The organism is Rhizobium sp. Root491 (assembly GCF_001427205.1).
Classification (GTDB): domain Bacteria; phylum Pseudomonadota; class Alphaproteobacteria; order Rhizobiales; family Rhizobiaceae; genus Agrobacterium; species Agrobacterium tumefaciens.
Map to the genome: position 1 here is coordinate 173,333 of NZ_LMFF01000018.1, position 24,376 is coordinate 197,708.

18 protein-coding genes are annotated in these 24,376 nt (G+C 61.5%); 7 read left to right on the forward strand and 11 right to left on the reverse strand.

Annotated elements, in window-relative coordinates; genetic code table 11:
* Positions 1–4: 4 nt before the first annotated feature.
* The 6 genes from ASD46_RS23870 to purU all read left to right on the forward strand — a co-directional run bounded on the left by ASD46_RS23870 (position 5) and on the right by purU (position 7,406).
* Positions 5–1,258: a sarcosine oxidase subunit beta family protein gene (locus tag ASD46_RS23870; protein WP_003518155.1), complete on the forward strand. Its 1,254-nt coding sequence runs from the start codon at positions 5–7 to the stop codon at positions 1,256–1,258.
* A gap of 11 nt (positions 1,259–1,269) precedes the next feature.
* On the forward strand, positions 1,270–1,590 hold the full coding sequence (locus tag ASD46_RS23875) for a sarcosine oxidase subunit delta (RefSeq protein WP_060642871.1): 321 nt from the start codon (positions 1,270–1,272) through the stop codon (positions 1,588–1,590).
* Positions 1,587–4,577, forward strand: a complete 2,991-nt coding sequence (locus ASD46_RS23880; RefSeq protein ID WP_060642872.1) for a sarcosine oxidase subunit alpha — start codon at positions 1,587–1,589, stop codon at positions 4,575–4,577. The genes ASD46_RS23875 and ASD46_RS23880 overlap by 4 nt, the downstream gene beginning before the upstream one ends.
* 13 nt (positions 4,578–4,590) lie before the next feature.
* Positions 4,591–5,145 (forward strand): sarcosine oxidase subunit gamma family protein, encoded by a 555-nt coding sequence (gene soxG, locus ASD46_RS23885; RefSeq protein WP_060642873.1) that lies wholly within the window; start codon positions 4,591–4,593, stop codon positions 5,143–5,145.
* A gap of 17 nt (positions 5,146–5,162) precedes the next feature.
* Positions 5,163–6,431 carry a serine hydroxymethyltransferase gene (gene glyA, locus ASD46_RS23890; RefSeq protein WP_019566911.1) on the forward strand — a complete coding sequence of 423 codons (1,269 nt, stop codon included), beginning with the start codon at positions 5,163–5,165 and terminating at the stop codon, positions 6,429–6,431.
* Between the two features lie 90 nt (positions 6,432–6,521).
* Positions 6,522–7,406 carry a formyltetrahydrofolate deformylase gene (purU, locus tag ASD46_RS23895; RefSeq protein ID WP_013762268.1) on the forward strand — a complete coding sequence of 295 codons (885 nt, stop codon included), beginning with the start codon at positions 6,522–6,524 and terminating at the stop codon, positions 7,404–7,406.
* Between the two features lie 24 nt (positions 7,407–7,430).
* On the opposite strand, the gene ASD46_RS23900 is transcribed toward purU, so the two are convergent.
* The 11 genes from ASD46_RS23900 to ASD46_RS23945 all read right to left on the reverse strand — a co-directional run bounded on the left by ASD46_RS23900 (position 7,431) and on the right by ASD46_RS23945 (position 19,845).
* A complete protein-coding gene (locus tag ASD46_RS23900) occupies positions 7,431–8,993 on the reverse strand; it encodes a mechanosensitive ion channel family protein (protein ID WP_323455149.1) in 1,563 nt (520 codons plus the stop codon).
* 9 nt (positions 8,994–9,002) lie between these two features.
* Positions 9,003–9,524, reverse strand: coding sequence for a hypothetical protein (locus ASD46_RS27860; protein WP_323455150.1), 522 nt, complete (start codon positions 9,522–9,524; stop codon positions 9,003–9,005).
* Complete coding sequence (locus ASD46_RS23905; protein ID WP_060642874.1) at positions 9,521–10,138, reverse strand: ParB-like protein; 618 nt, start codon at positions 10,136–10,138, stop codon at positions 9,521–9,523. Before ASD46_RS23905 ends, ASD46_RS27860 begins: the two co-directional genes overlap by 4 nt.
* Positions 10,122–11,753 carry a SulP family inorganic anion transporter gene (locus ASD46_RS23910; protein WP_414890973.1) on the reverse strand — a complete coding sequence of 544 codons (1,632 nt, stop codon included), beginning with the start codon at positions 11,751–11,753 and terminating at the stop codon, positions 10,122–10,124. The genes ASD46_RS23905 and ASD46_RS23910 overlap by 17 nt, the downstream gene beginning before the upstream one ends.
* Positions 11,754–11,972: 219 nt before the next feature.
* Positions 11,973–12,368: a cupin domain-containing protein gene (locus ASD46_RS23915; protein WP_003518141.1), complete on the reverse strand. Its 396-nt coding sequence runs from the start codon at positions 12,366–12,368 to the stop codon at positions 11,973–11,975.
* Positions 12,369–12,531: 163 nt separating this feature from the next.
* Complete coding sequence (locus ASD46_RS23920; RefSeq protein ID WP_060642875.1) at positions 12,532–14,445, reverse strand: PhoX family protein; 1,914 nt, start codon at positions 14,443–14,445, stop codon at positions 12,532–12,534.
* A gap of 130 nt (positions 14,446–14,575) precedes the next feature.
* Entirely contained in the window at positions 14,576–15,289 is a 714-nt protein-coding gene (locus ASD46_RS23925; protein WP_060642876.1) for a 4'-phosphopantetheinyl transferase family protein, read from the reverse strand.
* A gap of 30 nt (positions 15,290–15,319) precedes the next feature.
* Complete coding sequence (dhbA, locus tag ASD46_RS23930) at positions 15,320–16,075, reverse strand: 2,3-dihydro-2,3-dihydroxybenzoate dehydrogenase (protein WP_060642877.1); 756 nt, start codon at positions 16,073–16,075, stop codon at positions 15,320–15,322.
* Between the two features lie 13 nt (positions 16,076–16,088).
* Positions 16,089–16,958, reverse strand: a complete 870-nt coding sequence (locus ASD46_RS23935; RefSeq protein WP_038495882.1) for an isochorismatase — start codon at positions 16,956–16,958, stop codon at positions 16,089–16,091.
* 73 nt (positions 16,959–17,031) lie between these two features.
* Positions 17,032–18,651, reverse strand: a complete 1,620-nt coding sequence (locus tag ASD46_RS23940) for a (2,3-dihydroxybenzoyl)adenylate synthase (RefSeq protein ID WP_060642878.1) — start codon at positions 18,649–18,651, stop codon at positions 17,032–17,034.
* An 18-nt stretch (positions 18,652–18,669) separates the two neighbouring features.
* The gene (locus tag ASD46_RS23945; protein WP_060642879.1) at positions 18,670–19,845 is read right to left on the reverse strand and encodes an isochorismate synthase MenF; all 1,176 of its coding nucleotides are present in this window, start codon (positions 19,843–19,845) and stop codon (positions 18,670–18,672) included.
* An 81-nt stretch (positions 19,846–19,926) separates the two neighbouring features.
* Here ASD46_RS23945 and ASD46_RS23950 point away from each other — a divergent pair, with 81 nt between their 5' ends.
* Positions 19,927–24,360: an amino acid adenylation domain-containing protein gene (locus ASD46_RS23950; RefSeq protein WP_082546254.1), complete on the forward strand. Its 4,434-nt coding sequence runs from the start codon at positions 19,927–19,929 to the stop codon at positions 24,358–24,360.
* Positions 24,361–24,376: the final 16 nt, after the last annotated feature.

The following is a 24,376-nucleotide window of genomic DNA, read 5'->3' on the forward strand; positions in this document are numbered from 1 at the left end:
GCTCATGACGCGTTTTAATGCCTTCAATCTCCTGCGGAATGCCCTGACCGGCCACAAGAACTGGGACGAGCAATGGCCCGACAGTCAGCCAAAAGCCGAATATGACGTGGTCATCGTCGGCGCCGGCGGCCATGGTCTGGGTGCGGCCTATTATCTGGCCAGCCAGCACGGTATCACCAATGTCGCTGTCATCGACAAGGGCTGGCTCGGCGGCGGCAATACCGGCCGCAACACGACCATCATCCGCTCCAACTATCTCTACGACGAAAGCGCGCGTCTTTACGATCACGCCGTCGATCTGTGGGAGAACTTGAGCCAGGAGCTCAACTACAACGTCATGTATTCGCGGCGCGGGGTGCTGATGCTCGCCCATAATGTCCACGACGTGCAGAGCTTCAAGCGCCACATCCATTCCAACCGTCTGAACGGTGTCGACAATCGCTGGCTCACCCCGGAAGAATGCAAGGAATATTGTCCGCCGCTGAGCATATCGCCAAACGCCCGCTACCCGGTGATGGGCGGTGCGCTTCAGGAACGTGCCGGCACGGCGCGCCACGATGCGGTTGCCTGGGGTTATGCGCGCGGTGCTGCCGCCCGTGGCGTCGATATCATCCAGAATTGCCCGGTCACCGCCATTCGCCGCAACGCCGACGGGTCCGTCGCGGGTGTCGAGACGGCGCGAGGTTTCATCAAGGCGAAGAAGGTGGCGGTTTCCGCCGCTGGCCATACTTCCGTTGTCATGGATACCGCAGGCGTGCGCCTGCCGCTCGAAAGCTATCCGCTGCAGGCTTTGGTATCCGAGCCGATCAAGCCGATCTTCCCCTGCGTGGTCATGTCGAATGCGGTTCACGCCTATATCAGCCAGTCCGACAAGGGTGAGCTGGTGATCGGTTCGGGTACGGACCAGTATACCTCTTATTCGCAGCGCGGCGGCCTGCCGCTGATCGAACATACGATCGCCGCCATCGTCGAAATCTTCCCGATCTTCAACCGCATGCGGATGCTGCGCAAATGGGGCGGCATTGTTGATGTCACGCCGGATCGCTCTGCCATTCTCGGCAAGACGCCGGTCGACGGGCTTTATGTCAATTGCGGCTGGGGCACGGGTGGTTTCAAGGCCACGCCGGGCGCTGCCCACACCTTCGCCTGGACCATCGCGAAAAACGAACCGCACCCGATCAACGCGCCTTTCACGCTGGAGCGTTTCCGCTCCGGCCGCCTGATCGACGAGGCCGCCGCCGCTGCCGTGGCGCACTGAGGAGCTAACCCATGCTGCTGATCCGTTGCCCCTATTGCCATGAAACGCTGCCCGAAGCCGAATTCACCTATGCCGGGCAGGCCCATGTCGTGCGCGCGACCGACCCCTCATCTCAGAGTGATGAACAGTGGGAAGAATTCCTGTTCATCCGCGAAAACGCCAGGGGTCCGCATTTCGAGCGCTGGCGGCACCTGCATGGCTGCGGTCGCTTCTTCAATGCGGTGCGCGACACGGTGAGCGACCGTTTCCTGACGACCTATCGCGCAGGCGAGCCGCGTCCTGATCTCTCTTCCCTGTCCAGCGCACCAGCCAGCTCCGAGGTGTCGAAATGAGTTCCTATCGCGTTCCCGGTCGTGGCCGGGTGGATGCCGCCCGCTCGGTAAGCTTCACCTTCGATGGGAAGACCTATCGCGGCGTAAAGGGGGATACGGTCGCGTCAGCACTTCTCGCCAATGGCGTACATCTCATGGGCCGCTCGTTCAAATACCACCGCCCGCGCGGCCCTGTAGCGGCGGGTTCCGAGGAGCCGAATGCGCTGATCGGCACCCGCCGCGGCTCCGGCCGGTTCGAGCCAAATACCCGCGCCACGGTGCAGGAAATCTGGAGCGGGCTGGAAACCACGTCTCAGAACAAATATCCGAGCCTGAAATTCGATATCGGCGCAGTCAACGACATGGCCTATATGCTGTTTTCGGCGGGCTTTTACTACAAGACCTTCATGTGGCCGAAGAGCTTCTGGAACAAGGTCTATGAGCCCTTCATCCGCGCGGCGGCCGGTCTCGGCGTCTCGCCCACGGAAGAAGACCCCGATACCTATGCCTCGCGCAACCTGCATTGCGACGTGCTGATCGTCGGCGCCGGTCCTGCGGGTCTGGCTGCGGCGCGCGCAGCGGCGGTCGATGGTCTCAAGGTCGTGCTGGTGGACGAAAATGCCGAAGCCGGCGGGACGCTGCTGTCCGAGCCGCAGGCGCAGATCGACGGCCAGCCAGCATGGAACTGGTTGGCGGACGAGTTGAAGGCGCTGAAGGAGCGCGGCGTCAGGGTCATGACCCGCACGACGGCGATTGCCTACTACCACCAGAACATGATTGGGCTTTGCGAAAAGCTGACCGACCATCTCGAAACCGTGACCAAGGACATGCCGCGTGAACGCCTGTGGCGGGTGCGGGCGCGCCATGTGGTGCTGGCGCAGGGGGCTCTCGAGAAACCGCTGGTCTTCCATGGCAATGATCGGCCGGGCGTGATGCTTGCGGGCTCCGCCCAGACCTATCTGAACCGCTATGGCGTCAAGGTCGGCAACAGGCCGGTGGTGGTGACGAGCCATGACAGCGCCTGGTATGCCGCCTTCGATCTTCATGGCGCAGGCGCGCGGGTGCAGGCCATCGTCGATACCCGTGCGAAGGTGCGCGAGGAACTGGTGAACGAGGCGCGCGCGCTCGGCATTCCGGTGCGGCTGTCGCATACCGTGACGGCGACTTCGGGCCGGTTGCGTGTGAAATCAGTCCGCGTCAATCCCGTGAATGGCTCCACGGTCGGCGCGGGGCAGGAAATCGCCTGTGATGCGTTGCTGATGTCTGGCGGCTGGACGCCGTCGCTGCATCTGTTTTCCCATACGCAGGGCAAGATTGCGTGGGACGATCAGCGGACCACCTTCCTGCCGGCCATGACCAATGAGGATTGTGCAATTGCCGGCGCCGGGCGCGGGCTTTGGGGCATTGAAGCGGTGCTGAAGGATGGCGCCGAGCAGGGCCGGAAGATCGCTGCAGCCCTGGGCAAGACGGGCGATACCCGCGACTATGCGGTGGAGCACGACCGCACCGGCAGCGGCGTATCGCTGACGGAATTGCCGAGCGATCGCGATGCCGGCAAGGCCAAGGCCTTCGTCGATTACCAGAACGACGTGACCGCCAAGGATCTGCGGCTGGCCGTGCGCGAGGGCATGCGCTCCATCGAGCACGTCAAGCGCTACACCACCAACGGCATGGCGACCGATCAGGGCAAGATGTCCAATATCAACGGCCTCAACATCGCGGCAGAAGCGCTCGGCAAACGCCAGCCGGAAGTAGGCCTGACGACCTTCCGCCCACCCTATACGCCGACGACCTTCGGCGCTTTCGCCGGTTATCATCGCGGCCAGCATTTCGAGGTGACGCGCAAGACGCAGATCGACAGCTGGGCTGAGGAGCATGGCGCGGTTTACGAACCGGTCGGCCAATGGCGGCGCGCCTGGTACTTCCCCAAACCAGGTGAAGACATGGATGCGGCAGTCGGCCGCGAATGCCGGGCGGTGCGGCAAAGCCTCGGCATGTTCGACGCCTCGACGCTCGGCAAGATCGAGGTCGTCGGGCCGGATGCGGTCGAGTTCATGAACCGCATGTACACCAACCCGTGGTCGAAGCTCGCGCCCGGCCGCTGCCGTTACGGCCTGCTTCTGGGTGATGACGGCTTCATTCGCGACGACGGCGTCATCGGCCGCATGACCGAGGATCGCTTCCACGTCACCACCACCACCGGCGGTGCGGCAAGGGTGATGAACATGATGGAGGATTACCTCCAGACCGAATGGCCGGATCTCAACGTCTGGCTGACTTCCACCACCGAGCAATGGTCTACCATTGCGCTGAACGGCCCGAATGCGGCAAAGCTGCTCGCTCCGCTGGTCGAGGGCGTCGAGCTGACGGAAGAGGCTTTCCCGCATATGTCCTGCGCGGAATGCACGGTGGCCGGCATGCCGGCGCGGCTGTTCCGGGTGTCGTTCACCGGCGAGATCGGCTTCGAAGTCAACGTGCCCGCGCCGCTTGGCCGCAAGCTCTGGGAAATCCTGTGGGAGGCCGGCCAGCAATACGGCATCACCGCCTATGGCACGGAAACCATGCATGTGCTGCGTGCCGAAAAGGGTTACATCATCGTCGGCCAGGATACTGACGGCACGGTCACGCCCTATGATGCCGCGATGGGCTGGGCCGTGGGCAAGACCAAACCGGATTTCGTCGGCAAGCGTGGCCTCGCACGCCCCGATCTCGTCGCCAAGGGCCGTCGTCACCTCGTCGGTCTTCTGACCGAAGACCGCTCGAAGCTGGAAGAGGGCGCGCAGATTGTCTTGGATCCGAAGCAGCCTATCCCGATGAAAATGGTCGGTCATGTCACCTCATCCTATCATTCGGATGCGGTTGGCCAGCCGATTGCGCTGGCGCTGGTCGAGGGCGGCCATGAGCGGATGGGAGAGACCGTCTATATTCCGATGCCCGAACGCACGATTGCCGCAAAAATCACCGGGATGGTCTTTGTCGATCCCGAAAACACCCGCCTGAAGATCTGACCCGGAGATGACAATGAACATGCGCGTTTCCTCCCCCGTTCCCGGCACGCTGGCCGAGAGCAAAGCAGCCCGGGTCAGCATATTGGCCGCGCAGGGGCGGCTGTCGCTGCGTGCGCGCGGCGATCTGGTCCCGCTCAATACAGCCCTTGGCCTGACCTTGCCCGACCGGATCGGCGCTCGCACTGCTGCAGGCGAAATCGAGGCCGTGCGCCTTGGCCCCGACGAATGGACGATCCTTGCTCCCGCTGGCGCGGTCGACGGGGTGATTGCGGCCTGCGCTGGCGTTTATGCCGGCCATCCGCATAGTCTCGTCGACATTTCCGGAAGGGAAGTGACGCTCGCGATCAAGGGGCCGCTCGCCGCCGAGCTTTTGACACTCGGCTGCGCCCGCGACATCGACACCATTCCGGTTGGCGAGGCCCGCAGAACGATTTTCGATGGCGTGACCGTGGTGCTGTGGCGCGATGCGCCGGATGGTTTCCGTATGGATATCTGGAACAGTTTCGCGCCGCATCTCGGCCATTTGCTTGAAACCGGCTGCAAGGAACTTGCCGCCGAAATCGCCTGATCCTTGAGGAGGAAACAATGCTCAACCGTCTGTCCCATAATGCCGTTTCGGATACGGTGATTGCCGACGCCATCGCCGAGGAACTCGATCGCCAGAAAACCCAGATCGAACTGATCGCTTCGGAGAATATCGTGTCCGCCGACGTTCTGGCGGCGCAAGGCTCGGTGCTGACCAACAAATATGCCGAAGGTTATCCCGGCAAACGCTATTATGGCGGCTGCGAATTCGTCGACAAGGTCGAGCAGGTCGCCATCGACCGGCTGAAGCAACTTTTCGGCGCGGAGTTCGCGAACGTTCAGCCGCATTCCGGCGCGCAGGCCAATCAGGCGGTGTTTCTGGCACTTCTTCAGCCGGGCGACCGGATCATGGGGCTTTCGCTGGCCCATGGCGGCCACCTGACCCACGGTTCGCCGGTCACCATGTCGGGCAAGTGGTTCGATGTCGTCTCCTATGAGGTGGATGCAGAGACGCATCTGATCGATATGGAAAAGGTGCGGGCAAAGGCGCTGGAAACCAGGCCGAAGCTGATCGTCGCAGGCGCCTCGGCCTATCCGCGCCAGATCGATTTCGAAGGCTTCCGCAAGATCGCCGACGAGGTTGGCGCATGGCTGATGGTCGACATGGCCCATTATGCCGGCCTGATCGCCGGCGGCAAATATCCAAATCCGGTGCCGCACGCCCATGTCGTCACCTCCACCACCCACAAGACCCTGCGCGGCCCTCGCGGCGGCGTGATTTTGACCAACGATGCCGATCTGGCAAAGAAGCTGAATTCGGCCGTCTTCCCCGGCAATCAGGGCGGCCCGCTGATGCATGTCATCGCTGCCAAGGCCGTTGCCTTCGGCGAGGCGCTGCGGCCGGACTTTGCCGACTACGCCGGTCAGGTCATAGCCAATGCTCAGGCTCTGGCGCGAGTGCTGACGGATGGCGGTCTGGGGATCGTGTCTGGTGGAACCGACAGCCACATGGTTCTGGTCGATCTGCGTCCGAAGGGCGTTACCGGCAAGGTTGCCGAAATCGCTCTTGAGCGGGCAGGTCTCACCTGCAACAAGAACTCCATTCCCAACGACCCGGAAAAGCCCTTCGTCACCTCGGGCATCCGGCTCGGCAGCTCGGCCGGCACCACGCGCGGTTTTGGCGTGGCCGAATTTGAGCGGATCGGCGTGCTGATCCTGCGGGTCATCGACGCGCTGGCTGTCAGTGCCGAAGGCAATGCTGAGATTGAGGCGAACGTGCGGGCCGAGGTTGCTGCGCTGTGTGAGGACTTCCCGATCTACGGCGCGTAACACGCTATTATCGGTCTCGTTAGCCATGATCGGGCAGGGCGGCATCACCGCCAATGTGCCCGATCGCTGATCCATCAAGGGGAGCAGGATTTGACCAGCTATGTCATGAAAGTCTCGTGCCCGGCACGCAGCGGCATCGTTGCCGCCGTGTCCGGATATCTCGCGCGGTCCGGCTGCAACATCAACGACAGTTCGCAATTCACCGACCTGGAAACGGGCCGCTTTTTCATGCGGCTGAGCTTCGTTTCGGAGGAAGGGATGGAACCCGCTGCTCTCGTCGCAGGGTTCGCTTCCGTCGCCGCCGATTTCGACATGGAATACGATATCCATGATCTCTCGCGGAAAACGAAAGTCGTGATCATGGTTTCACGCTTCGGCCATTGCCTGAACGATCTGCTCTATCGTTCCCACATTGGTGCATTGCCTGTGGAGATTGTCGCTGTCATTTCCAATCACCTCGAATACCAGAAGCAGGTGGTGAACGAGGATATTCCCTTTCACCACATTCGCGTCACGCCGGAGACGAAACCGGAAGCCGAGGCGGCCATACTGCAGGTGGTGCGCGATGCAGGCGCCGAACTCGTCGTGCTGGCGCGCTACATGCAGGTTCTGTCGGAACGGCTGTGCCAGGAAATGTCTGGCCGCATCATCAACATCCACCACTCCTTCCTGCCTTCCTTCAAGGGCGCAAACCCTTACAAGCAGGCCTATGAGCGCGGCGTGCGACTGATCGGCGCGACGGCCCACTACGTCACCGCTGATCTCGATGAAGGCCCGATCATCGAACAGGACACGATCCGCGTCACCCATGCCCAGAGCGGCATGGATTATGTGAGCCTCGGGAGGGACGTGGAAAGCCAGGTTCTGGCGCGCGCCATTCATGCCCATATCCATCACCGTGTCTTCCTCAACGGCAATAAGACCGTTGTGTTTCCAGCTTCGCCGGGCGAATATATGTCCGAACGAATGGGCTAAGGTTGAGGCGCGGTTGCCGGAGGCCTATTCTTCCACCGGCCCCGTCCCGTCGCTTGCTTCGGGCTCCTGTGGCCGCGCGCTTCGTGTAGATGTGGGATAGGCGCCCGCCATGCTGGCGAACTGGATGTCGTTTTGCGCAAAGGCATCCTTCAGCATCGAATAGGCCTTGCGGCGCACCATGGAGGATTGCCCGCCGGCGCGCAGCATCATGCCGAAACCAAGCGTCATGCCATATTCGCCGAATTGCTCGACGCCCTTCAGCTTGACGGTTTCGATCAGGAACGGTCCGAATTCCGGGTCTTCCTTCAGCGCCTTGCCGATCTCCTTGGTAATGGCCCGGACCCTGGCAATGTCAGTATCGAAGGCGACCGTGACGAGGAATTTGTCGATCGACCAGTCGCGGCTCATATTTTCGACGGCGCCGAGCGATCCGAACGGCACGGTGAAAATCGGGCCGCGATGGTGCCGCAGTTTGACCGAGCGGATGCTGAAGGATTCAACCGTGCCGCGGTAGGAACCGCTCTGGATGTATTCGCCGACGCGGAAGGCGTCGTCGATCATGTAGAACACGCCGCTGATGATGTCCTTGACCAGCGTCTGCGAACCGAAACCGATGGCGATGCCGAAGATGCCGGCGCTCGCTAGCAGCGGCCCGATATTGACGCCGAGTTCCGAAAGCGCCGTCATGACCGCAACCGCGGCGATGATGATGCCGAGCATGTTGCGAAGGATCGGCAGAATGGTCAAAAGCCGGTCATCTTGCGGCTGGCCCCCACCCGGTTGGCCGCTCATCGGGTTGCCGGCGGGTGTACTCAACTCCAGCCGCCGTGCGATCATCGACTTGATCGCGATCCAGACGAGATCGGCAAGAAGCAGGATCAGCGCCCCGTGCAGGACGCCGACGACGATCGACGTCAGCAATGCGCCATCGGGCAGGGAATTCGGATGCGCGCGCACGAGGAAGATCAGCCACAGGATGGCAGTCCCGACGATTGCAAGCCGCACGCCTCGCTCGACCAGTACCGGGCGAAGATCGCTTTGCCCATAGGTGCCGAAGTCGGTTGCCAGCTTTCGCGCCGCGATGCCAAGCGTCGAGGCAAGGCCGGGCAGAACCAGCGCATAAAGCCCGATCCAGAACAGGACCCCGGCGCCGGCGAGCCGCAACCCGAAGAGGATGATGAGGCCGAAGATCAGCGCGACATCGATTGACCTAGCCCGCTCCGAGCCGGGATCGCCGACCGGACGACGCCAGATCCAGATGCATGCGAGCAGGAACAGCAGGCCGACCATGGCGGAGGACAGAAGCCCAAGCGTGTCACGCGGGACATCGAGATTCTCGAGCGTCCTGAGTAATGCCCAGAAGACGCTGGCAAGGGTCAGGAGCCATGTCCAGCGGACGATCCAGAAATCGCGCCGGGCATTGGCCTCGCGGCCAACGACCCGCCGCAGCAGGCCCGTGAAGGCAAAAAGCAGCGGCAACACGATGCTGGTTGCAAGCCAGGGCAGGAGAACGGCGCTCAGCAAAGGTGACCACTGGATGGCAAGGAACATGGCGGTGGCAGCAATGCCGTAGCCGAAGACGGGCAAAAGCCTCCGCTATACGGCAGACGAGGCCTCCTTGCCGATATCCGCGCCGTTCCTGCGGGAGGCCTGCATCGCTATGATCCGGTTCGTGGCAATGCCGCCGGCAAGGCCCGCACCGAACAGGATGGATACGTGCAGCAAAAAGACGGCTGCGCCGTAGTTTCTGATCTCGTCGCAAAGCCTTCCCAGCGCCGCGATGATCTGCGTGGACATGCCGGGCAGATCCCTTGCGAGGCGGCCTAGGTGTTCGCGCCGCTTGCTTGCCCATTGGTCGAGATCGCTCAACTGGCTCTGCGGCGTCAGTTCTGGCGGCTGCTCTGTGCCGGCCGCCGCAAGCTTCTGTGTGAGAAGGGCACGAACATCGTCCTGTCCCAGAAGCTGTAGCAACTGGTCGACTTTCTGCTCTGTCGTCTGTTCCGTAGGGGCCGGTCTCGCTGGCGGCGGCAGTTCCTGCGCAGGCAGGCCCGCCGCGCCCAGGACGAAAACTGCGATGGCAGCCGCCATCGATCGGAAAAGGAAGGGAAGGGTGGTCATTGGTCCGCTCCACACCATCCAGGCAGATGCCGCGCATCGCGCGAGCGTGCCAGTTGCATCGCTTCCTCAACCGCGTCCTCGAAGGAATGTCGCAGCTTCTTGCCACCCACCCGGCGGCGCAGGAAATCCGCCCAGAGGAATTCACTGAAGGGAGCGTCTATTTTGGCAAAACCGCCAGCGTCGCGAATCGCGCCGGCCAGCGCGCGGAAGGGATCGTCCTTGAGATCGACGATCCGTTTGGGAAGGTTTTCGATAGGATGGCGCACGCCATCCACGTCGAAAGGATAGACGAAGTTGCGATGGTCCATCACCGACCAGAATTCCTGCCGGTCGAGATGGGAAAGATCGGCAACGATACTGGTCAGGACATGTTTCACGCCTTCCTCATGCAAGGCCAAAGCGAGGTGGTGGTGGTCCACCAGATAAAGACGTTGTTTGTGACCAAGGACGACGGGTACCATGTGGTGTCCGAGGAAGTCGGCTCCCTTTTCCTCACGGATGGCGGCCCATTGCCGGCGCTTGTCCTCCACCTCGCGCAGACCGACTGTCATCTGCGTTGGTTTGAGTGAGGTGATTTCAACCGGGGTCAGATGCGGTTCAAGATTGTGTGGCATGGCTGTCCTCCCGATGCATGGCCGCCGTCACGGCATCATCGACACTGAAATTGCTGCGCGCCACCATGTCGGATCCGCCGCCGACAAGCAGCAGATCCTTCACATGGTCGTGCATGCGCGCGTAATAGACCACGATGCTGCTGCGCTGCATCGCTGCATCGAACTCCAGCAACGCATCAAGCGCGGTGGAATCCAGTTCGAATGTTTCCTCAAGGCTGACAATCGCGATGTGCAGTTCCGGCCGCGCAACGATGTATTTGGTAACGGCGGCAAGGATCGGTTCCGCATTGCCGAAGAAAAGCGGCTGTGCGGGCCGGAGAATAATCATGCCTGACACATCCTTCGCATCCGGGTGGCGTTCCATGTCGACAAAGTCGTGGCTATCGCCCAGCCGGCCAAGATGCATGACATGCGGTAGGGAAAGCCGGCGAACGAAGACGGCGAAGGAAAGGGCGACGGCGACAAGCATGCCGTTCAGCACACCGAAGGCAAGTACGCCGGCTGCGGCGGCAAGTGCCAGATAGGCGTCGTTGCCGAGCCGCCATAAACGGATGATCGGCGCGGGGTCGAGCGCATGCAGCAGCGCCACGGCGATTACGGCGGCAAGGACTGCTTCCGGGATGAAAGCGAACCAGCTGGCGGCGAGCAGGCTGAAGACCGCCAGGCCGATTGCGGCGATGGCAGAGGCAAGCCGGCTTTGCGGCCCAACCGCCTCGCTTGCTGCGCCTGCGGAAAAACCCGCACCAACCGGCATGCCCTGCATGGCGGCGCTGGCGATATTGGCAAGCCCGAATGCTCTGAGTTCGCGATTGGAATCGACAATTTCGCCATGGCGAAGCGAAAAGCTTCGGATGGTGCCCCATGATTCCGCAAAGAGGATGAGGACGAGTGGCGGCGCGAAGCGGGCAACATGCGCGACATCGTCGAGCGACACCGAAAACGGGCCGGCCCATATGCCGGCAAGATCGATCTGGCCGACGACGGCGACGCCCCGACTTTGAAGGTTGAGCAGGATCGAGATGGCAATTCCTGCCACGATGACGACGAGGCTACCGGGAATGGCGGGGCGCCTGCGCAGGAGAAGCAGCACGGCGAGTGCCACAACGCCGACGGCGATGCTTTCAAGGCTCCAGTCCTGTGGGCGGGAGAAGATTTGCAGGAGAATGGAAAGCGGCTCGCCCGACTGCGCCTTTATCCCGAAGAGGCTCGGCAATTGCTTTATGGTGATCAGAATGGCGAGGCCGAAGGCAAAACCGCGCAGCACCGGGCGCGAGATGACACTCGACAGGGCGCCGAGCCGCGTGGCAGCCGCAAGCAGAAACAGTAGGCCCACCAGAGCGACCGTAATGGCAACGAGCAGCATCTTTTGCGCTGGTGTGACCGAGAGCGTCGCAAGCATTGCCGCCAGGATTGCGGCGGAGGAGGATGTGGGCGAGACGACCGCAAAACGGCTCTGGCCAAAAATGGCATAGACGATGCAGCCCATGATGGCGGCAAGGATGGCGTGCTGGGCTGGAACGCCGGCAATCCCCGAATAGGCGATCGCTTCCGGTAACATCAGGCCGGCAATCGACAACCCCGCCACCACATCGCGCCGGTTGAGTGTCATGGGCATGGAATTGCAACCGCATTGGCGGTGATAAGGGCAAGGACAATTCCACCGGTTAAGATCACGATTCTCCACCATGTTCCCGCGACGCGATGAAGGTTCACCCAATGCGCATACGAGTCAAAGTTTAAATCGCGCCCCCGAAATATTTCGGCTCTTCCGGATGTTGCTTAACGCTGGAGATCGTCCGGCAGGCAGGACGAGCGCCATTTCGGCCAAGCCGCTTCAGCCACCATACTGATCGTCCGTGACGTGCTCCATCCAGTCCACGACCTTGCCGTCTTTCACTTCCTGAAGCGCGATATGCGTCATGGCGACATCGGGTGCCGCCCCGTGCCAGTGCCTTTCGCCCGGCGCGAACCACACGGTATCGCCGGGGCGGATTTCTTCCACGGGGCCACCCTCGCGCTGCACCCTTCCAAACCCTGAAACCACGATCAGGGTCTGTCCGAGCGGGTGCGTGTGCCATGCGGTTCGCGCGCCTGGTTCGAAGGTGACCTGAGCGCCCTGAACCCGCTCTGCATCGAACGGGTTGAACAGAGGATCGATACGGACCGTGCCGGTAAACCACGCCTCGGGGCCTTTGGTTGAGGCCCGTGTTCCCGCGCGCAATATTTCCATGGTCATTCTCCTGACTGGTATCGTGTGGGGGGATTTGAAGCGGTAATGCCTCTCTTGTCCACTGGCGAGTGAAAATTCAGTCAGGCCGCATCGACCCTTGGTCACGAGTGACAGGAGCCGGATCTCCGCTATGCCGAGACCCGGTTCCGCCTAAGCCAAAGCGTCAGCCGATCTGCGCGTTGTCGTCACGCTTGATGGCGATAACGGTGGAGCGCGGCAGCTTGCCTTCGCCATCCGGGAAGGGGGCGTCGGGGTGCTGGATGCCGACGAAGTGGGTACGCTTGTCGCCGGACCATGTCTGGCCGGTAACTTCGGAACCCTTCGGCGCGGTCAGGAAACGCTCGATACGGCCGGTGGCTGGATCGCCTGCCAGCATCTGGTTATTGCCCTGGCCGGCGAAGTTGCCCTCGTTGCTGTCTTCTCCGTCGGTCTGGATCCAGAGGAGACCGGTCGAATCGAACATCATGCCATCGGGCGAGTTGAACATGTTGCCTTCGTTGATGTTCGAAGAGCCGGCATAGGCATCCTTGTGAACGGTGGGGTTGCCGGCCATGCAAAACAGGTCCCACTTGAATCTGCCGTCCGCGTGATCGTCGTTTTCCGGGTACCAGCGCACGATCTGGCCGTATTCGTTGTTTTCGCGCGGGTTGGCAGCATTGATCGCCATGGCGTCACCGCCAGCATTGGCGCGCAACTTGCCGTCTTTCATTTCGCCGCGACGGCTGTTGTTGGTAAGGGCGCAATAGGCTTCGATGGCGACCGGGTTGATGGCGACCCATTCCGGGCGGTCCATCGTTGTCGCGCCCACCTTGGAAGCGGCCTGACGCGTGAAGACGCAGATTTCATCGATCTTCATGCCTGTCGTCTCAGGCGTGAGCGCCAACCATTCACCAGCGCCGTCGTCCGAGAACCTGGCGACGTAGAGCGTGCCTTCGTCTAGCAGTTTCGAGGTGTCGCCACCGGGCACGTAAATGCCGTTGGAGACGAATTTGTAGAGGAATTCGCCACGCTCGTCATCGCCCATGTAAACCACCACGCGGCCGTCACGGGCAATCACCACGGCGGCGTTCTCGTGCTTGATACGGCCGAGTGCGGTGCGCTTGATCGGGGTGGAGGAGGCGTCCGAAGGATCGATCTCGACCACGTAACCGGCGCGGCGCGGCTCGTTGGGGTTCTTGGCGACATCGAAACGCGCATCGAACTTCTCATAGGCGTAACGGGTCTCGGCGACTATGCCGTAGCGCTTGTAGTCATCCGGCAGCTTGAAGGCGGCATCAGTGGTACCGAAATAGCCGTTGAAGTTTTCCTCGCAGGTGAGGTAGGTGCCCCAGGGCGTGCGGCCGGCGCCGCAATTGTTGAAGGTCCCCAGACAGTCGACACCCTTCGGATCTGCGGCGGTCTTGACGAGGTCCGAGCCTGCGGCCGGGCCGGAAAGCTTCATCGGGGTGTTGTGGTGAATACGGCGGTTGAACGGGCTGTCGAGAACGATTTCCCAGCCTCCGGTGCCTTCCGCAACTTCCATGACAGTGACGCCCTGCATGTTCTGCAGGATCTTGACGTCGTCGGCCGTTTTCGGGTTGCCCTTTTCGGCATGCGGCAGGTTGGTTTCGGGGTTTACATATTCATGGTTGACGGCGATCAACTGGTGATTGCCAACCATGAACAGTTCCATGCCGTCAGTATTTTCGCCGAAGACCTTGTCGGAGTTTTCAACGCTGACACCCTTGGCAGGGTCGAGGTCGGGCACGTTGGAGAACAGCGGCTGGCCCCACTTGGCGACCGGCTTCCAGCTGTAGCCTTCCGGCACGTGAATGGTGTGGTCGGTCGCGGCAGCCACCGGCTTGAAGGGGAAACGGCCGGCTGCCGCTTCCTGCGCTTCCGCCGATGTGCTGGTCATCAGGTTGCCGAGCGTGCCCATGGCTGCTGCGGCCGAACCGAAGGCAAGCACGCCACCGAGAAAGCCGCGGCGGGAAATCGCGGTCTCGACCACGCGGTCGAAATCGGTTTCGGCCGGCGGCGGGTTTTGCAGCTCGTCCCACGCATCCCAGGAAAGCTTGCTCGTATCGATGTCGGTCATATCGTATCTCCACCGTTTGCATGTTTGGAATCATTCCAACACGGTGCGTACCGTTTCAGTGTTTCACACAAATGACGGGAATAACGACTTTAAATATGATCTTCACAGAAAAGGATTCTGTATTTTTCCCTTAATGCGGGAGAAGGATACGGGTGAGCAAAAAGCCTTCGAAGCGGCAGAAGCGGAAAGGAATGTCCGTTCCCTTGCGCCACTCGCCGCTGATGTCGGTTGTCAGCCGAAGGGATGCTGAACCGCACTCTTCATAGCCGGATAACTCCGCCGCCTCGAAAAAGAACAAACGTCTGGCGGTCGGATAAAGCGCTTTGAACAGGCTTTCCTTGGCCGAAAAGATCAGCCCGGTCATGAAGGGATCGATGTCGTTTCCAAGACTGAGGCGTTCGTTCGCGGTCAGTACCTGCGGGGCAATGTCGCAAGCTTCCTCCTCGCTCAGAAGCCTTTCGATATCGATGCCAATGCCGCAGAACCGCTCGGAAGAGCCGGCAAGCGCAATTGCCCGCTTGTGGCTGTGGGAAATCGCGCCGACCACGCCTTCGGGCCAGATAGGGGCGCGATCCTCTCCCATGCCGGGAAAGGCGGCGCGGCCGGTGAGACGGCGTATGGCTTCGGCAGCACATCTGCGCCCGGCGATAAATTCCGCCTTGCGTCTGGGCGCAGCGCGCAAAAGCTGCGGCGGCAAGGGAGGGACCTTGCCGCCGCGCCCTTCTTCGGCGCTGTAATGAAGGCTGACGCAATGACAATCGCATCTGTCATCCGGCCAAGGCCAGATGGCCTCGGGTGGATCGCCGGAAACAGCTTCGCCGTGAAACGCCGGCACGTTGGCCATTTCTGTCATCCTCATCACGCGGACCGATGCTCAGGCGGCAAGCGTGGCGCCGCCATCGACTACGATCTGTTGCATCGTCACATGGCCTGCCTGATCGGAGGCGAGGAACAGCACCGTGTCGGCGATGTCGTCCGGCCGCGCGATTTTGCCGAGCGGAATACCGAGCTTGAACTGCTCGGGAAGACCGGCGACCAGTCGCTGTTTGCCGCTGGGATCGTGCAGCATGCCGGCCAGCATCGGCGTATCGGTGGAGCCGGGTGACACCACATTGCAGCGCACGCCATAGGGCGCGAGTTCAAGTGCTGCACAATGGCTGAGGCTGACGAGTGCGGCCTTGGAAGCACAATAGGCGAGCATGCCGATGCGCGGTACAACGGCGGCGTTGGAGGCAATGTTGACGATTGCCCCGCGCCGCTGCCGCTTGAAGACGCCGCTCCATTGCCGCAGCAGGTAGAACGGCCCCGCAGCATTGACATCCATGCAGGCGTTCCAGTCCTGCGGCGTCAGGCTTTCGCTGTCGCCGAGCCGGAGGATGCCGGCGGCGTTGACGAGAATGTCCAGCCCGCCCCATTCCTTCTCGATCGCCTTGCTCGCCGCCTCCACTGCCGCCGCGTCTGTGATGTCGAGCGTGACCTGGCGGAAGGTTGCATCGGTTGCATTGGCAATGAGGTCAAGGCCGATGACCTCGGCCCCTTCCTCGGTGAAACGCTCGGCGATGCGGCGGCCGATGCCCTGCGCGGCACCCGTCACCAGCACGCGCCGCCCGTTAAATCTGTTCTGCATCATCTTGTCCGTCCGCTCAGGCCGCGAGCCGCTTTTCTTCGATCAGCGCCCACCAGGCAGAAAGCGTCGGTACGCGGGCAAGCTCTTCGAAGCCCACGATGACGCCGCGTTCCTTCAGTTCGCCGGCAAGCTTCATCACCTGCAGCGAATCCAGCCCATAGAAGATCAGGTTCTCATCCGGGTCGATGTCGCTCTCGTCCTCCACCATTTGCAGGACGCGAGCCTTCAGCCATTCGCTGATATCGGTGGTCTCTCCCGCGCCGGCAAGGCTTGCAGTGTCGATCACCACGCCGCAGCGTGTTGCCACATATTGCAGCGCCATGCGGTGTTCGGCTTCGGAAAAATCGGCGACGGCATCACCCAGCATGAAGGGCTGAATATCCTTCATGAAGGCTTCAACAGCCGTCATCATGCAGCCGATATGGGCATAGACGCCGCCGATGATGATCTGGTCGCGGCCCCACCCCTTCATGCGCTCGGCAAGGTCTGAACGCTGGAAGGCGCTGTAGCGCCATTTGGTCAGCACCACATCGTCGGGCGTCGGCGCAAGCTTGTCCACGACCTTCTGCAACTCCGGGTCGACCACGGTCAGGCCCGGTCCCCACATGTCGTTCAGAAGCGCGCGGTCGGCGGCAGGCTGATCGTGCGGCTGGGCGGTGTAGATGACCGGCACGCCGTTCTGAACCGCCCATGCCTTTACCTTTGCAAGATTGTCGATGAGGGTTGTCATCAACCTGCCGTCGGCCTCGTAGAACCGCAGGAAATAACGCTGCATGTCGTGGATGAGCAGCACGGCGCGCTTGGCGTCCGGCTGCCATTTGGTCTTGTTGGCCGGAAAGCTTGCTGCGACCGGCATCGGATAATCGGAAATGGTGGGGATCGTCATATTGACCTCGATGGTTTGGCGCATCGGCATGGGCGACACGCAATTTTCAAATGGTTGGGGCGTGCACGCTCAATTACGCCGGGATTGGCGCTGCGAGCATGTCGCGCAGACGTTTCTTGTCGATCTTGCCGACGGCAGTAAGCGGCATGGTGTCGATGAAACGCACCCGATCCGGCAGCTTGTAGTCCGCAACACCCAGACCAGAGAGGTGCTGGCGGATGGCCGGTGCCTTGAGAGCGGGATTGCGGGAAACGACGAAGACGCAGCTTTTTTCACCGAGGAGTTCGTCCTGCATCGCCACCAGTGCGGCATGCGTCACATCCGGATGCTGCAGGATCAGGTTTTCCACCTCTTCCGATGCGACCTTCTCGCCGCCGCGATTGATTTGGTCCTTCACCCGGCCAACCACCCGCAGGTAACCTTCGGGCGTGCGCTGAACGACATCGCCGGAATAATAAAAACCCTGGTTGTCGAAGACGCGCGCGCTGTGCTCGGCGGCGCGGTAATATCCGCGAAACGTATAGGGGCCGCGCGTCGCCAGCATGCCAGCTTCGCCTTCTGGGACGTCGTTGCCGTCCTCGTCAACGATGCGGATCTCATCATCCGGGCTGATCGGCCGCCCTTGCGTGGTGAAGACAATATGGTCGGGATCACCGGCGCGGGTATAGTTCACCAGACCTTCCGCCATGCCGAAGACCTGCTGGAGGGCGCAACCCAGCACCTGCGGCACCTGACGGGCTAAAGCTTCAGCAAAGCTTGCGCCGCCGACCTGCAGCAGCTTGAGGGATTTCAGCCGTTCGCGATGGGCGGGCGCCACCTGTAACCACAGCGCCACGGCCGGCGGCACCAGAGGCACAATGTCGATGCCATGTTTTTCGATGAGGTCGAAGCAGGCCAGCGGCTCGGGATTGGCCGCCATTACCACGGTGCCGCCAGCGTGGAACACGCCAAGCGCACCCGGCGAACTCATGGGGTAATTATGCGCCACCGGAATGGCGCAGAGGAAACGGGTCTGCGGCGTCAGCTCGCAGATTTCCGCACTGGCCCGGGCGCTGTAGTCATAGTCGTTATGCGTGCGGGGGATCAGTTTCGGTGTTCCGGTGCTGCCGCCGGAAAGCTGGAACAACGCTACCTCATCGGCTGCCGAAGGGCCGTAATGCGGCGCATTTTCGGCGGGTGATGAGAGCCATTGTTCGAGGCTGCGCTGCGGTTCCGCCTCACCAAGCAGCAGCGTCACGGCAAGCTGCGGAGAGGTAAGCTTCAGCGCCTCCAGAAACGTGTCATTGGCAAAAAGCTCGTGGGAACGCGAGCCGATCACCAGCTTTGGCGCAATCTGTTCCGCATAGGAGGTCATTTCCAGCCGGCGATGGCTGAAAAGCGCATTGACGGGTGCAGCGCCGATTTTCATCAGAGCGAAAAAGACGAGATAGAACTCCGCGATATTTGGTAATTGCACCAGTGCCGTATCGCCCCTGCCGATCCCGGCGGCAGCCAGATGCCCGGCAAGATCGGAAGATTGCCGGTCGAGATCGGCATAGGTGAAGCGGCGGTCGCCGCAGATCAGCGCGGTCGCGTCCGGCCGAAGTTCCACCTGCTGGGTGAGGATGTCGCTGAGCGGTCTGTCGATCCAGTAGCCGCGGTCGCGGTATCGGCGCGCCAGATCTTCGGGCCAGCGTTCAAATTCGATTGTCATGGTGTGTCCCTGGGAAAATTAGGCAGAAAGACCGCAGGCGTTCAGCATGGTCTTGAGCTTGGTCTGCACCTCGGCCCACTCGGATTCGGGTTCCGAGGCTTCAACGATGCCGGCGCCTGCGAACAGCCGCACGGTTTGCCGTTGCACGGTGCCGCAACGGATTGTCACCACCCATTCGCCGTTACCCTCGGCATCCGTCCAGCCGACCATGCCGGTGAACAGCCCACGCTCGAAAGGCTCGACGAAGCGAATAAGCCTGCGGGCACGCTCGGTGGGGAAACCGCAAACAGCAGGTGTGGGATGCAGCAGGCACGCGAGTTGCAGCGAATTGGTCTCAGGATCAGCAAGGCGACCCTCGATGCGCGTCGAAAGATGCCAGAGAGCGGCCGTGTTGATGAGGGAGGGTTTTTCGGGAACGTCGATTTCAGTGCAGCAAGGCGTAAGCAGCGAGCGTATATCCTCGATCACGAGGCTATGCTCGTAATGGTCTTTTTCCGAAGCCGAAAGCCGGTCTGCATTGGCCTTGTCCGCCACCGGGTCAGCCATGCGTTTTGCCGAGCCCGCGAGCGGGTTCGAGATGACTTTTTCACCCTGCTTGCGGATGAGGAGTTCGGGGCTCACGCCGATCAGATCGCCGCCATCGGGCAGCGGAATGCGAAACTGGTAACCCTCGCGGTTCTGTTTGGCGAGGCTGGCCAGCAATCTTTCGACATTGACCTCGGAGGCGAAGGTCAGTTCGCGCATGACCGAAAGCACTGCCTTGCGGACATCTGAATGGCGGAAATTGACGATGGCATGCTCGACGGCGCGCTTGAAACCATTTTCATCGGGCAGGCTGTTCTGGCCGACAAGCGCTGGCATGGCCGAATCAGTCGAGATCGAAGCGATACCCTTTGTATTCCACTCATGGTTGTTGGGAATGTACAAGCAGGATGGCTCGTTGACGTCGAAGGGGATGGCGCCAATGGCGATGGGATTGTCCTGTCCGGCCCTGCGCGCCCTCTCAAAAGCGGCCTTTATCGCCTTCTGCAAAGGGCTTCCCGCGTCTTCGGCGCCATGGGCAGGAATCGTTATCCTTTCGCGAATGCCTCTGGCACGCAGTTCGCCCGAGCCGGAAGTGAAAAGAAATTCTCTATCAAAATCAGTAATTTCGTCGGAATCGACGTCATTCGTCCTGAGTGCTCCCGTTTTCATGGGATGCCTCCTGTGCGAGTGGTTGACGGTGGCTTATACTTGATTATGATAATCATGTTTTGTCAATCGGTGCAAATTCACATGCTAAATTTAACCCCCATGCAGGTTGCCTACTGGGTCGGCCGAGAGGCGGACGGGATACTCGGAAAAGTTACGCCGCATCTCTATCTCGAGTTCGAAGGCAGGGGGCTGGAGGCGAAAAGACTGGCCGTCGCGGTCGAAAGGCTTTGCCGGCGTCACCCCATGCTCAGCCTCAGGATCGATGCGGAAGGGCGACAGACGGTGGACCCCGCCGGCCGGCCGCTCCGCCTCGACGTGGAGGACATGGCGTCTCTCAATGAGGAGGCGCTTGCGCACCGTCTTGCCGCCAAACGTGAGGAGTGGAGCCATCGCCAGATCGATCTGCGCGTTGCCCCGCCGGCGGCAGTGTCGCTCAGCCTGCTGCCCGCAGGTCGCGCCAGGCTGCATGTGGATACCGACATGTTGGCCATCGATCCCGCCAGTATACGTATCGTGCTGGAAGATCTCGCCCGCTTTTATGAAGCCGACGCGGACGAACTCGAGCCATTGGGGGATACACCACCATCGTTTTTCAGCTGGGCGGAACGTCTTGCATCCGATCCGGAACTCAAAGCCCAGCGTGAAAGGGACCGGCTGTGGTGGCGGCAACATATTGCCGATATTCCGGAGGCACCGCCATTGCCGTTTTTGCCCGAGGATCCGTCACGCGCCGTTCACACCGATCGCCTTTCAGCAAGACTTTCTCCGGCTGAACGCAGCAGTCTGGAACGGGTGGCGCGGCGCTGCGGCGTGACCACGTCGACCCTGTTGCTTGGTGTCTTTACAGTGGTGCTTTCGCAAGCGACGAATACGGAAAAGTTCCGGCTTTCCGTGCCGGCTTTCTGGCGCGCGCCGCTGGTGGAAGGGGTCGATGCCATCGTCGGCGAATTCTCCAATGTGCTCATGCTTGGCGTTGATATCCGGCCTGAGGAAAGCCTTGAGCGACTGCTTGGACGGCTGTTCGGAGAGATGAACGGGCTCCTGGCGCACCAGTCCTATCCCGGGGTCAGCGCCATGCGCGACCTTTCCCGCCTGCGCGGCGGTTTGCAGACCTCACCGGTTGTCTTTACCGCGGGTGTCGATTTGCCCGGGGGCGAGTTGTTTTCGGAAAATGTGGGGCGCGTGTTCGGCCCGATGATCCACACCGTCTCGCAGGGGCCTGGAGTTGCGCTGGATGCGCAGGTCGCAGCGCTCGATGGCGGGCTTTTGATCAACTGGGATGTTCGGCTCGATGCGCTGCCGGAAAGCTGGCTGCGAGCCCTGTTCGACGCCTATACCGCCCTTCTTCGCCACCTTGCCGCTAGCCCCGATCTCGTTTCCGAGACCGTGGAGCGATTAGGCTTGCAAGCGCCGGAAGCGACAGCGCAGACAAAAGGAAAATCCATGGAACGGCCACTCTCAGCCTTGCAAAAGGCCTATCTGCTCGGTCGCGGCACCCATCTGCCGCTGAGCGGCGTGGCGATGCAGGAGTTCCGCGAATATCGCGGCAATATCGATCCCGCATTGCTTCGCTCGCGCCTTACCGCAATGGTCGAGCGGCATGAAAGCCTGCGCACCCACATCGATGAGCGGCGTCTGGTGCAGGTGGTCTCGGATGAGCCGAAGCTAAACCTTGATATTCTTGATCTTTCGGACCTGTCCGTTGCCGAAGCCGAACAGCGGATCGGCACCGTGCGGCAGGATTTCTCCCATGCCCATTTCGATCTTGCCGCTTCTCCCTGGCAGGTCACGGTGTTTCGTCTGCCGGAAATTGCGGTGGGGGACAGCGTGGCGGTCTTCCTGCGCTTCGACGCCCTCATTCTCGATGGACGGGGAATAGCCAGCCTTGCGGCGGAACTCTTCGATGATGTCGTGCCGCCCGCATCAGCCGTCGCAGCCCCCGCCGCGCAGCAAGATGTAGCAGCGGCCCGTGCCGAGGATGCCGCATACTGGGCTGAGAAACTTGAGGGTGCGGAAGTGCCCTCGCAACTGCCTTGGAAAGCCCCGCTCGAAACCATTGCCGTTTCGCGTTACAGCCGCCAGAGCCTAACCGTGGAAAAACAACGCTTTACCGCCTTTTCACGGATCGGCGCAAAAGAGCGGCTGTTCAAAAATTCGGCGCTGACGGCGGTAATCCTCGATGTGCTCTCGCTTTGGCTGAACGAAGGCGCTCTCGTCGTCGGCATTCCCGTTGCCCCGCAGGTGGAAGGCGCCTTTGCCAATCGCTCGAGCTTCATCGCAGTCAAATGGGACGCGGCCAAGGGCGATTTTGCGGAGCGGGCCGCAGCTTTGCAAACGGATGTGCTTGAGGGCCTCAATCATCTGGCTTTTTCGGGGATCGATCTCAATCGCATCCTTCTCAACGCCAATCCCGGCGGGCTCGCCCTGCCTGTAGTCATCACCAACGGCCTTTCATGGCCAACGCTCTCGCAAGCTTCGACGCTTCGTTGGACTGACGGGCTTACCCAGACGCCCCAAGTCGCGCTGGATTTCCGTTTTTCGCAAAACCCGGATGGCGATCTCGTCCTTGCTATCGACTATGCGGAGCAGGCGATCGATGCCGCAATGGTGGCGGACATTCTCGGCGCCATAGAGCGTGCGATTACCGCGATCACCGCCAGCGGGACGTTTTCGATGAATTTCCGCGAGATCGTCGACCTGTCTCACTATCGGCTGAATGGCGACGAGCGGAACTTCGTCTGCCCGCCATTCCTGGAACGGATCGCCTCGCATCTTTTCAAAGGAGACGGATCGCGCACGGCCCTGATCAACGGCAAACGGCGCATCTCCTATCACGAACTTGGCGACGCGGTGGCGCGGGCGATGGCGGGCCTTAAGACGCGCGGCATTGGCCGGGGCGATGTCGTAGCGGTGTGCCTGCCGCGCAGCCCGGAGCACGCAGCCGTCACGCTCGCCGCTGCACTTATCGGCGCCATTTGGGTGCCGATCGATGCGAGCTCGCCGGAAGATCGCCTGCACTATCTGCTGACCAATTGCCGCCCGGCCATGATCGTTGCCCGTTCCGTTCCGCAAGGATTCGACGCTGTCGGTCCCGAGCAGCTTCTCGCAGCGCCAGCCGCCTCCGGCGTGCCCGTTAACGCGGCGGAACTGGCGGCACTTTCAGCAAGCGAAGCACCCGCTTATTACCTCTATACCTCCGGTACCACTGGCAAGCCGAAATGCGTCGTGCTCTCTAACAGGGCCACGGCCAATGTCATCGGCAGCACGCTTTCGGAATGGGCGGTGACGGAAAATGACGTCTTCATCTCCGTCACGCCCTTGCACCACGACATGTCGGTCTTCGATGTTTTTGGGTCGCTTGCCGCCGGTGCGACACTGGTGCTGCCGGAACCTGGCGAGGAGAAGGATGCAGTGCGCTGGAACGAGTTGGTGGCCGAACACGGCGTTACGCTGTGGTGCTCGGTGCCGGCGATCCTTGAGATGCTCCTGTCCTGCCATCGTGGCGACCAGCTCGGCTCGCTCCGGCTCGTCGCGCAGGGCGGTGATTACATCAAGCCCGTGGTCATCGAGGAGTTGCGCCGGCTGAAACCTGAACTTCGGCTGATATCGCTGGGCGGGCCGACGGAAACGACCATCTGGAGCATCTGGCACGAGATCGTGACAGCCGATACCACGGCGATACCCTACGGGCATCCCTTACCAAGCAATCGCTATTTCATCCTCAATGATCAGGGCGGCCATTGCCCGACGGGCGTTGTCGGGCGCATCCACACAGTGGGCGTGAATGTGGCGATCGGCTATCTGGAAGATGGCGCCATTACCCAGACGGATTTCGTGACGGTCAGCGATACGGATGGACATGCGGTGCGCGCTTTTCGCACCGGAGACAGGGGCCGTTACCGGCCGGATGGCAAGATCATGTTCGCCAGCCGCGTCAACGGTTACGTCAAGGTGCGCGGGGTGCGGGTCTCGCTGCCGGATGTGGAAAATGAACTCATCCGCCACCCCTCCATCCAGCGTTTACTGGTGGTGGATTACGGTGCCGAGCAAAAGGGGGAGGCTGCTATCGGCGTGCTTTATGTTCCGATGCCCGGCATTGAGCTTTCCGCCGCCGATCTGCGCAATTTTGCCCGCAGGCATCTGCCGGAATCGCATGTGCCCGGCCGCTTTCTCAATGTGGCCGATCTGCCGCTCTCGGCCAATGGCAAGCCGGATCGCCGCCGCGCCCGCGAATTGCTGACGGCAGTGGAACCGGCAAAGGCACCTGCGGCTGTAACAGTCGCAGATCAGGGTGATCGCCGGGTGCTGGATATCTATCTCGGCGTACTGGGCAAAAACCCGGCGAATGTGGACACGAGCAGCGATCTGCTGGCGCTTGGCCTCTTGCCTTCGCATCTGAAAACCGTCTCGGCCGAAATTCGCAGCGCCTTCGGCGTGGAGCTTTCGCCGCAGCAACTCCTGCGTTGCCGAAACGCCAAACAGGTCAGTTCGCTTTTACCCGCTTCGGCGGCATGAGCCGCGTTATTGCGGC

What these genes read in the sequence shown, in the direction of transcription:
- ASD46_RS23945 (WP_060642879.1), bottom strand. Translation starts at nt 19,845, where the DNA reads ATGAAAACGGGAGCACTCAGGACGAATGACGTCGATTCCGACGAAATT.
- ASD46_RS23950 (WP_082546254.1), top strand. Translation starts at nt 19,927, where the DNA reads ATGCTAAATTTAACCCCCATGCAGGTTGCCTACTGGGTCGGCCGAGAG.
- ASD46_RS23920 (WP_060642875.1), bottom strand. Translation starts at nt 14,445, where the DNA reads ATGACCGACATCGATACGAGCAAGCTTTCCTGGGATGCGTGGGACGAG.
- ASD46_RS23910 (WP_414890973.1), bottom strand. Translation starts at nt 11,753, where the DNA reads ATGCCCATGACACTCAACCGGCGCGATGTGGTGGCGGGGTTGTCGATT.
- dhbA (WP_060642877.1), bottom strand. Translation starts at nt 16,075, where the DNA reads ATGATGCAGAACAGATTTAACGGGCGGCGCGTGCTGGTGACGGGTGCC.
- ASD46_RS23915 (WP_003518141.1), bottom strand. Translation starts at nt 12,368, where the DNA reads ATGGAAATATTGCGCGCGGGAACACGGGCCTCAACCAAAGGCCCCGAG.
- ASD46_RS23880 (WP_060642872.1), top strand. Translation starts at nt 1,587, where the DNA reads ATGAGTTCCTATCGCGTTCCCGGTCGTGGCCGGGTGGATGCCGCCCGC.
- ASD46_RS23875 (WP_060642871.1), top strand. Translation starts at nt 1,270, where the DNA reads ATGCTGCTGATCCGTTGCCCCTATTGCCATGAAACGCTGCCCGAAGCC.
- ASD46_RS23870 (WP_003518155.1), top strand. Translation starts at nt 5, where the DNA reads ATGACGCGTTTTAATGCCTTCAATCTCCTGCGGAATGCCCTGACCGGC.
- ASD46_RS23940 (WP_060642878.1), bottom strand. Translation starts at nt 18,651, where the DNA reads ATGACAATCGAATTTGAACGCTGGCCCGAAGATCTGGCGCGCCGATAC.
- soxG (WP_060642873.1), top strand. Translation starts at nt 4,591, where the DNA reads ATGAACATGCGCGTTTCCTCCCCCGTTCCCGGCACGCTGGCCGAGAGC.
- ASD46_RS27860 (WP_323455150.1), bottom strand. Translation starts at nt 9,524, where the DNA reads ATGACCACCCTTCCCTTCCTTTTCCGATCGATGGCGGCTGCCATCGCA.
- ASD46_RS23935 (WP_038495882.1), bottom strand. Translation starts at nt 16,958, where the DNA reads ATGACGATCCCCACCATTTCCGATTATCCGATGCCGGTCGCAGCAAGC.
- glyA (WP_019566911.1), top strand. Translation starts at nt 5,163, where the DNA reads ATGCTCAACCGTCTGTCCCATAATGCCGTTTCGGATACGGTGATTGCC.
- ASD46_RS23925 (WP_060642876.1), bottom strand. Translation starts at nt 15,289, where the DNA reads ATGGCCAACGTGCCGGCGTTTCACGGCGAAGCTGTTTCCGGCGATCCA.
- ASD46_RS23905 (WP_060642874.1), bottom strand. Translation starts at nt 10,138, where the DNA reads ATGCCACACAATCTTGAACCGCATCTGACCCCGGTTGAAATCACCTCA.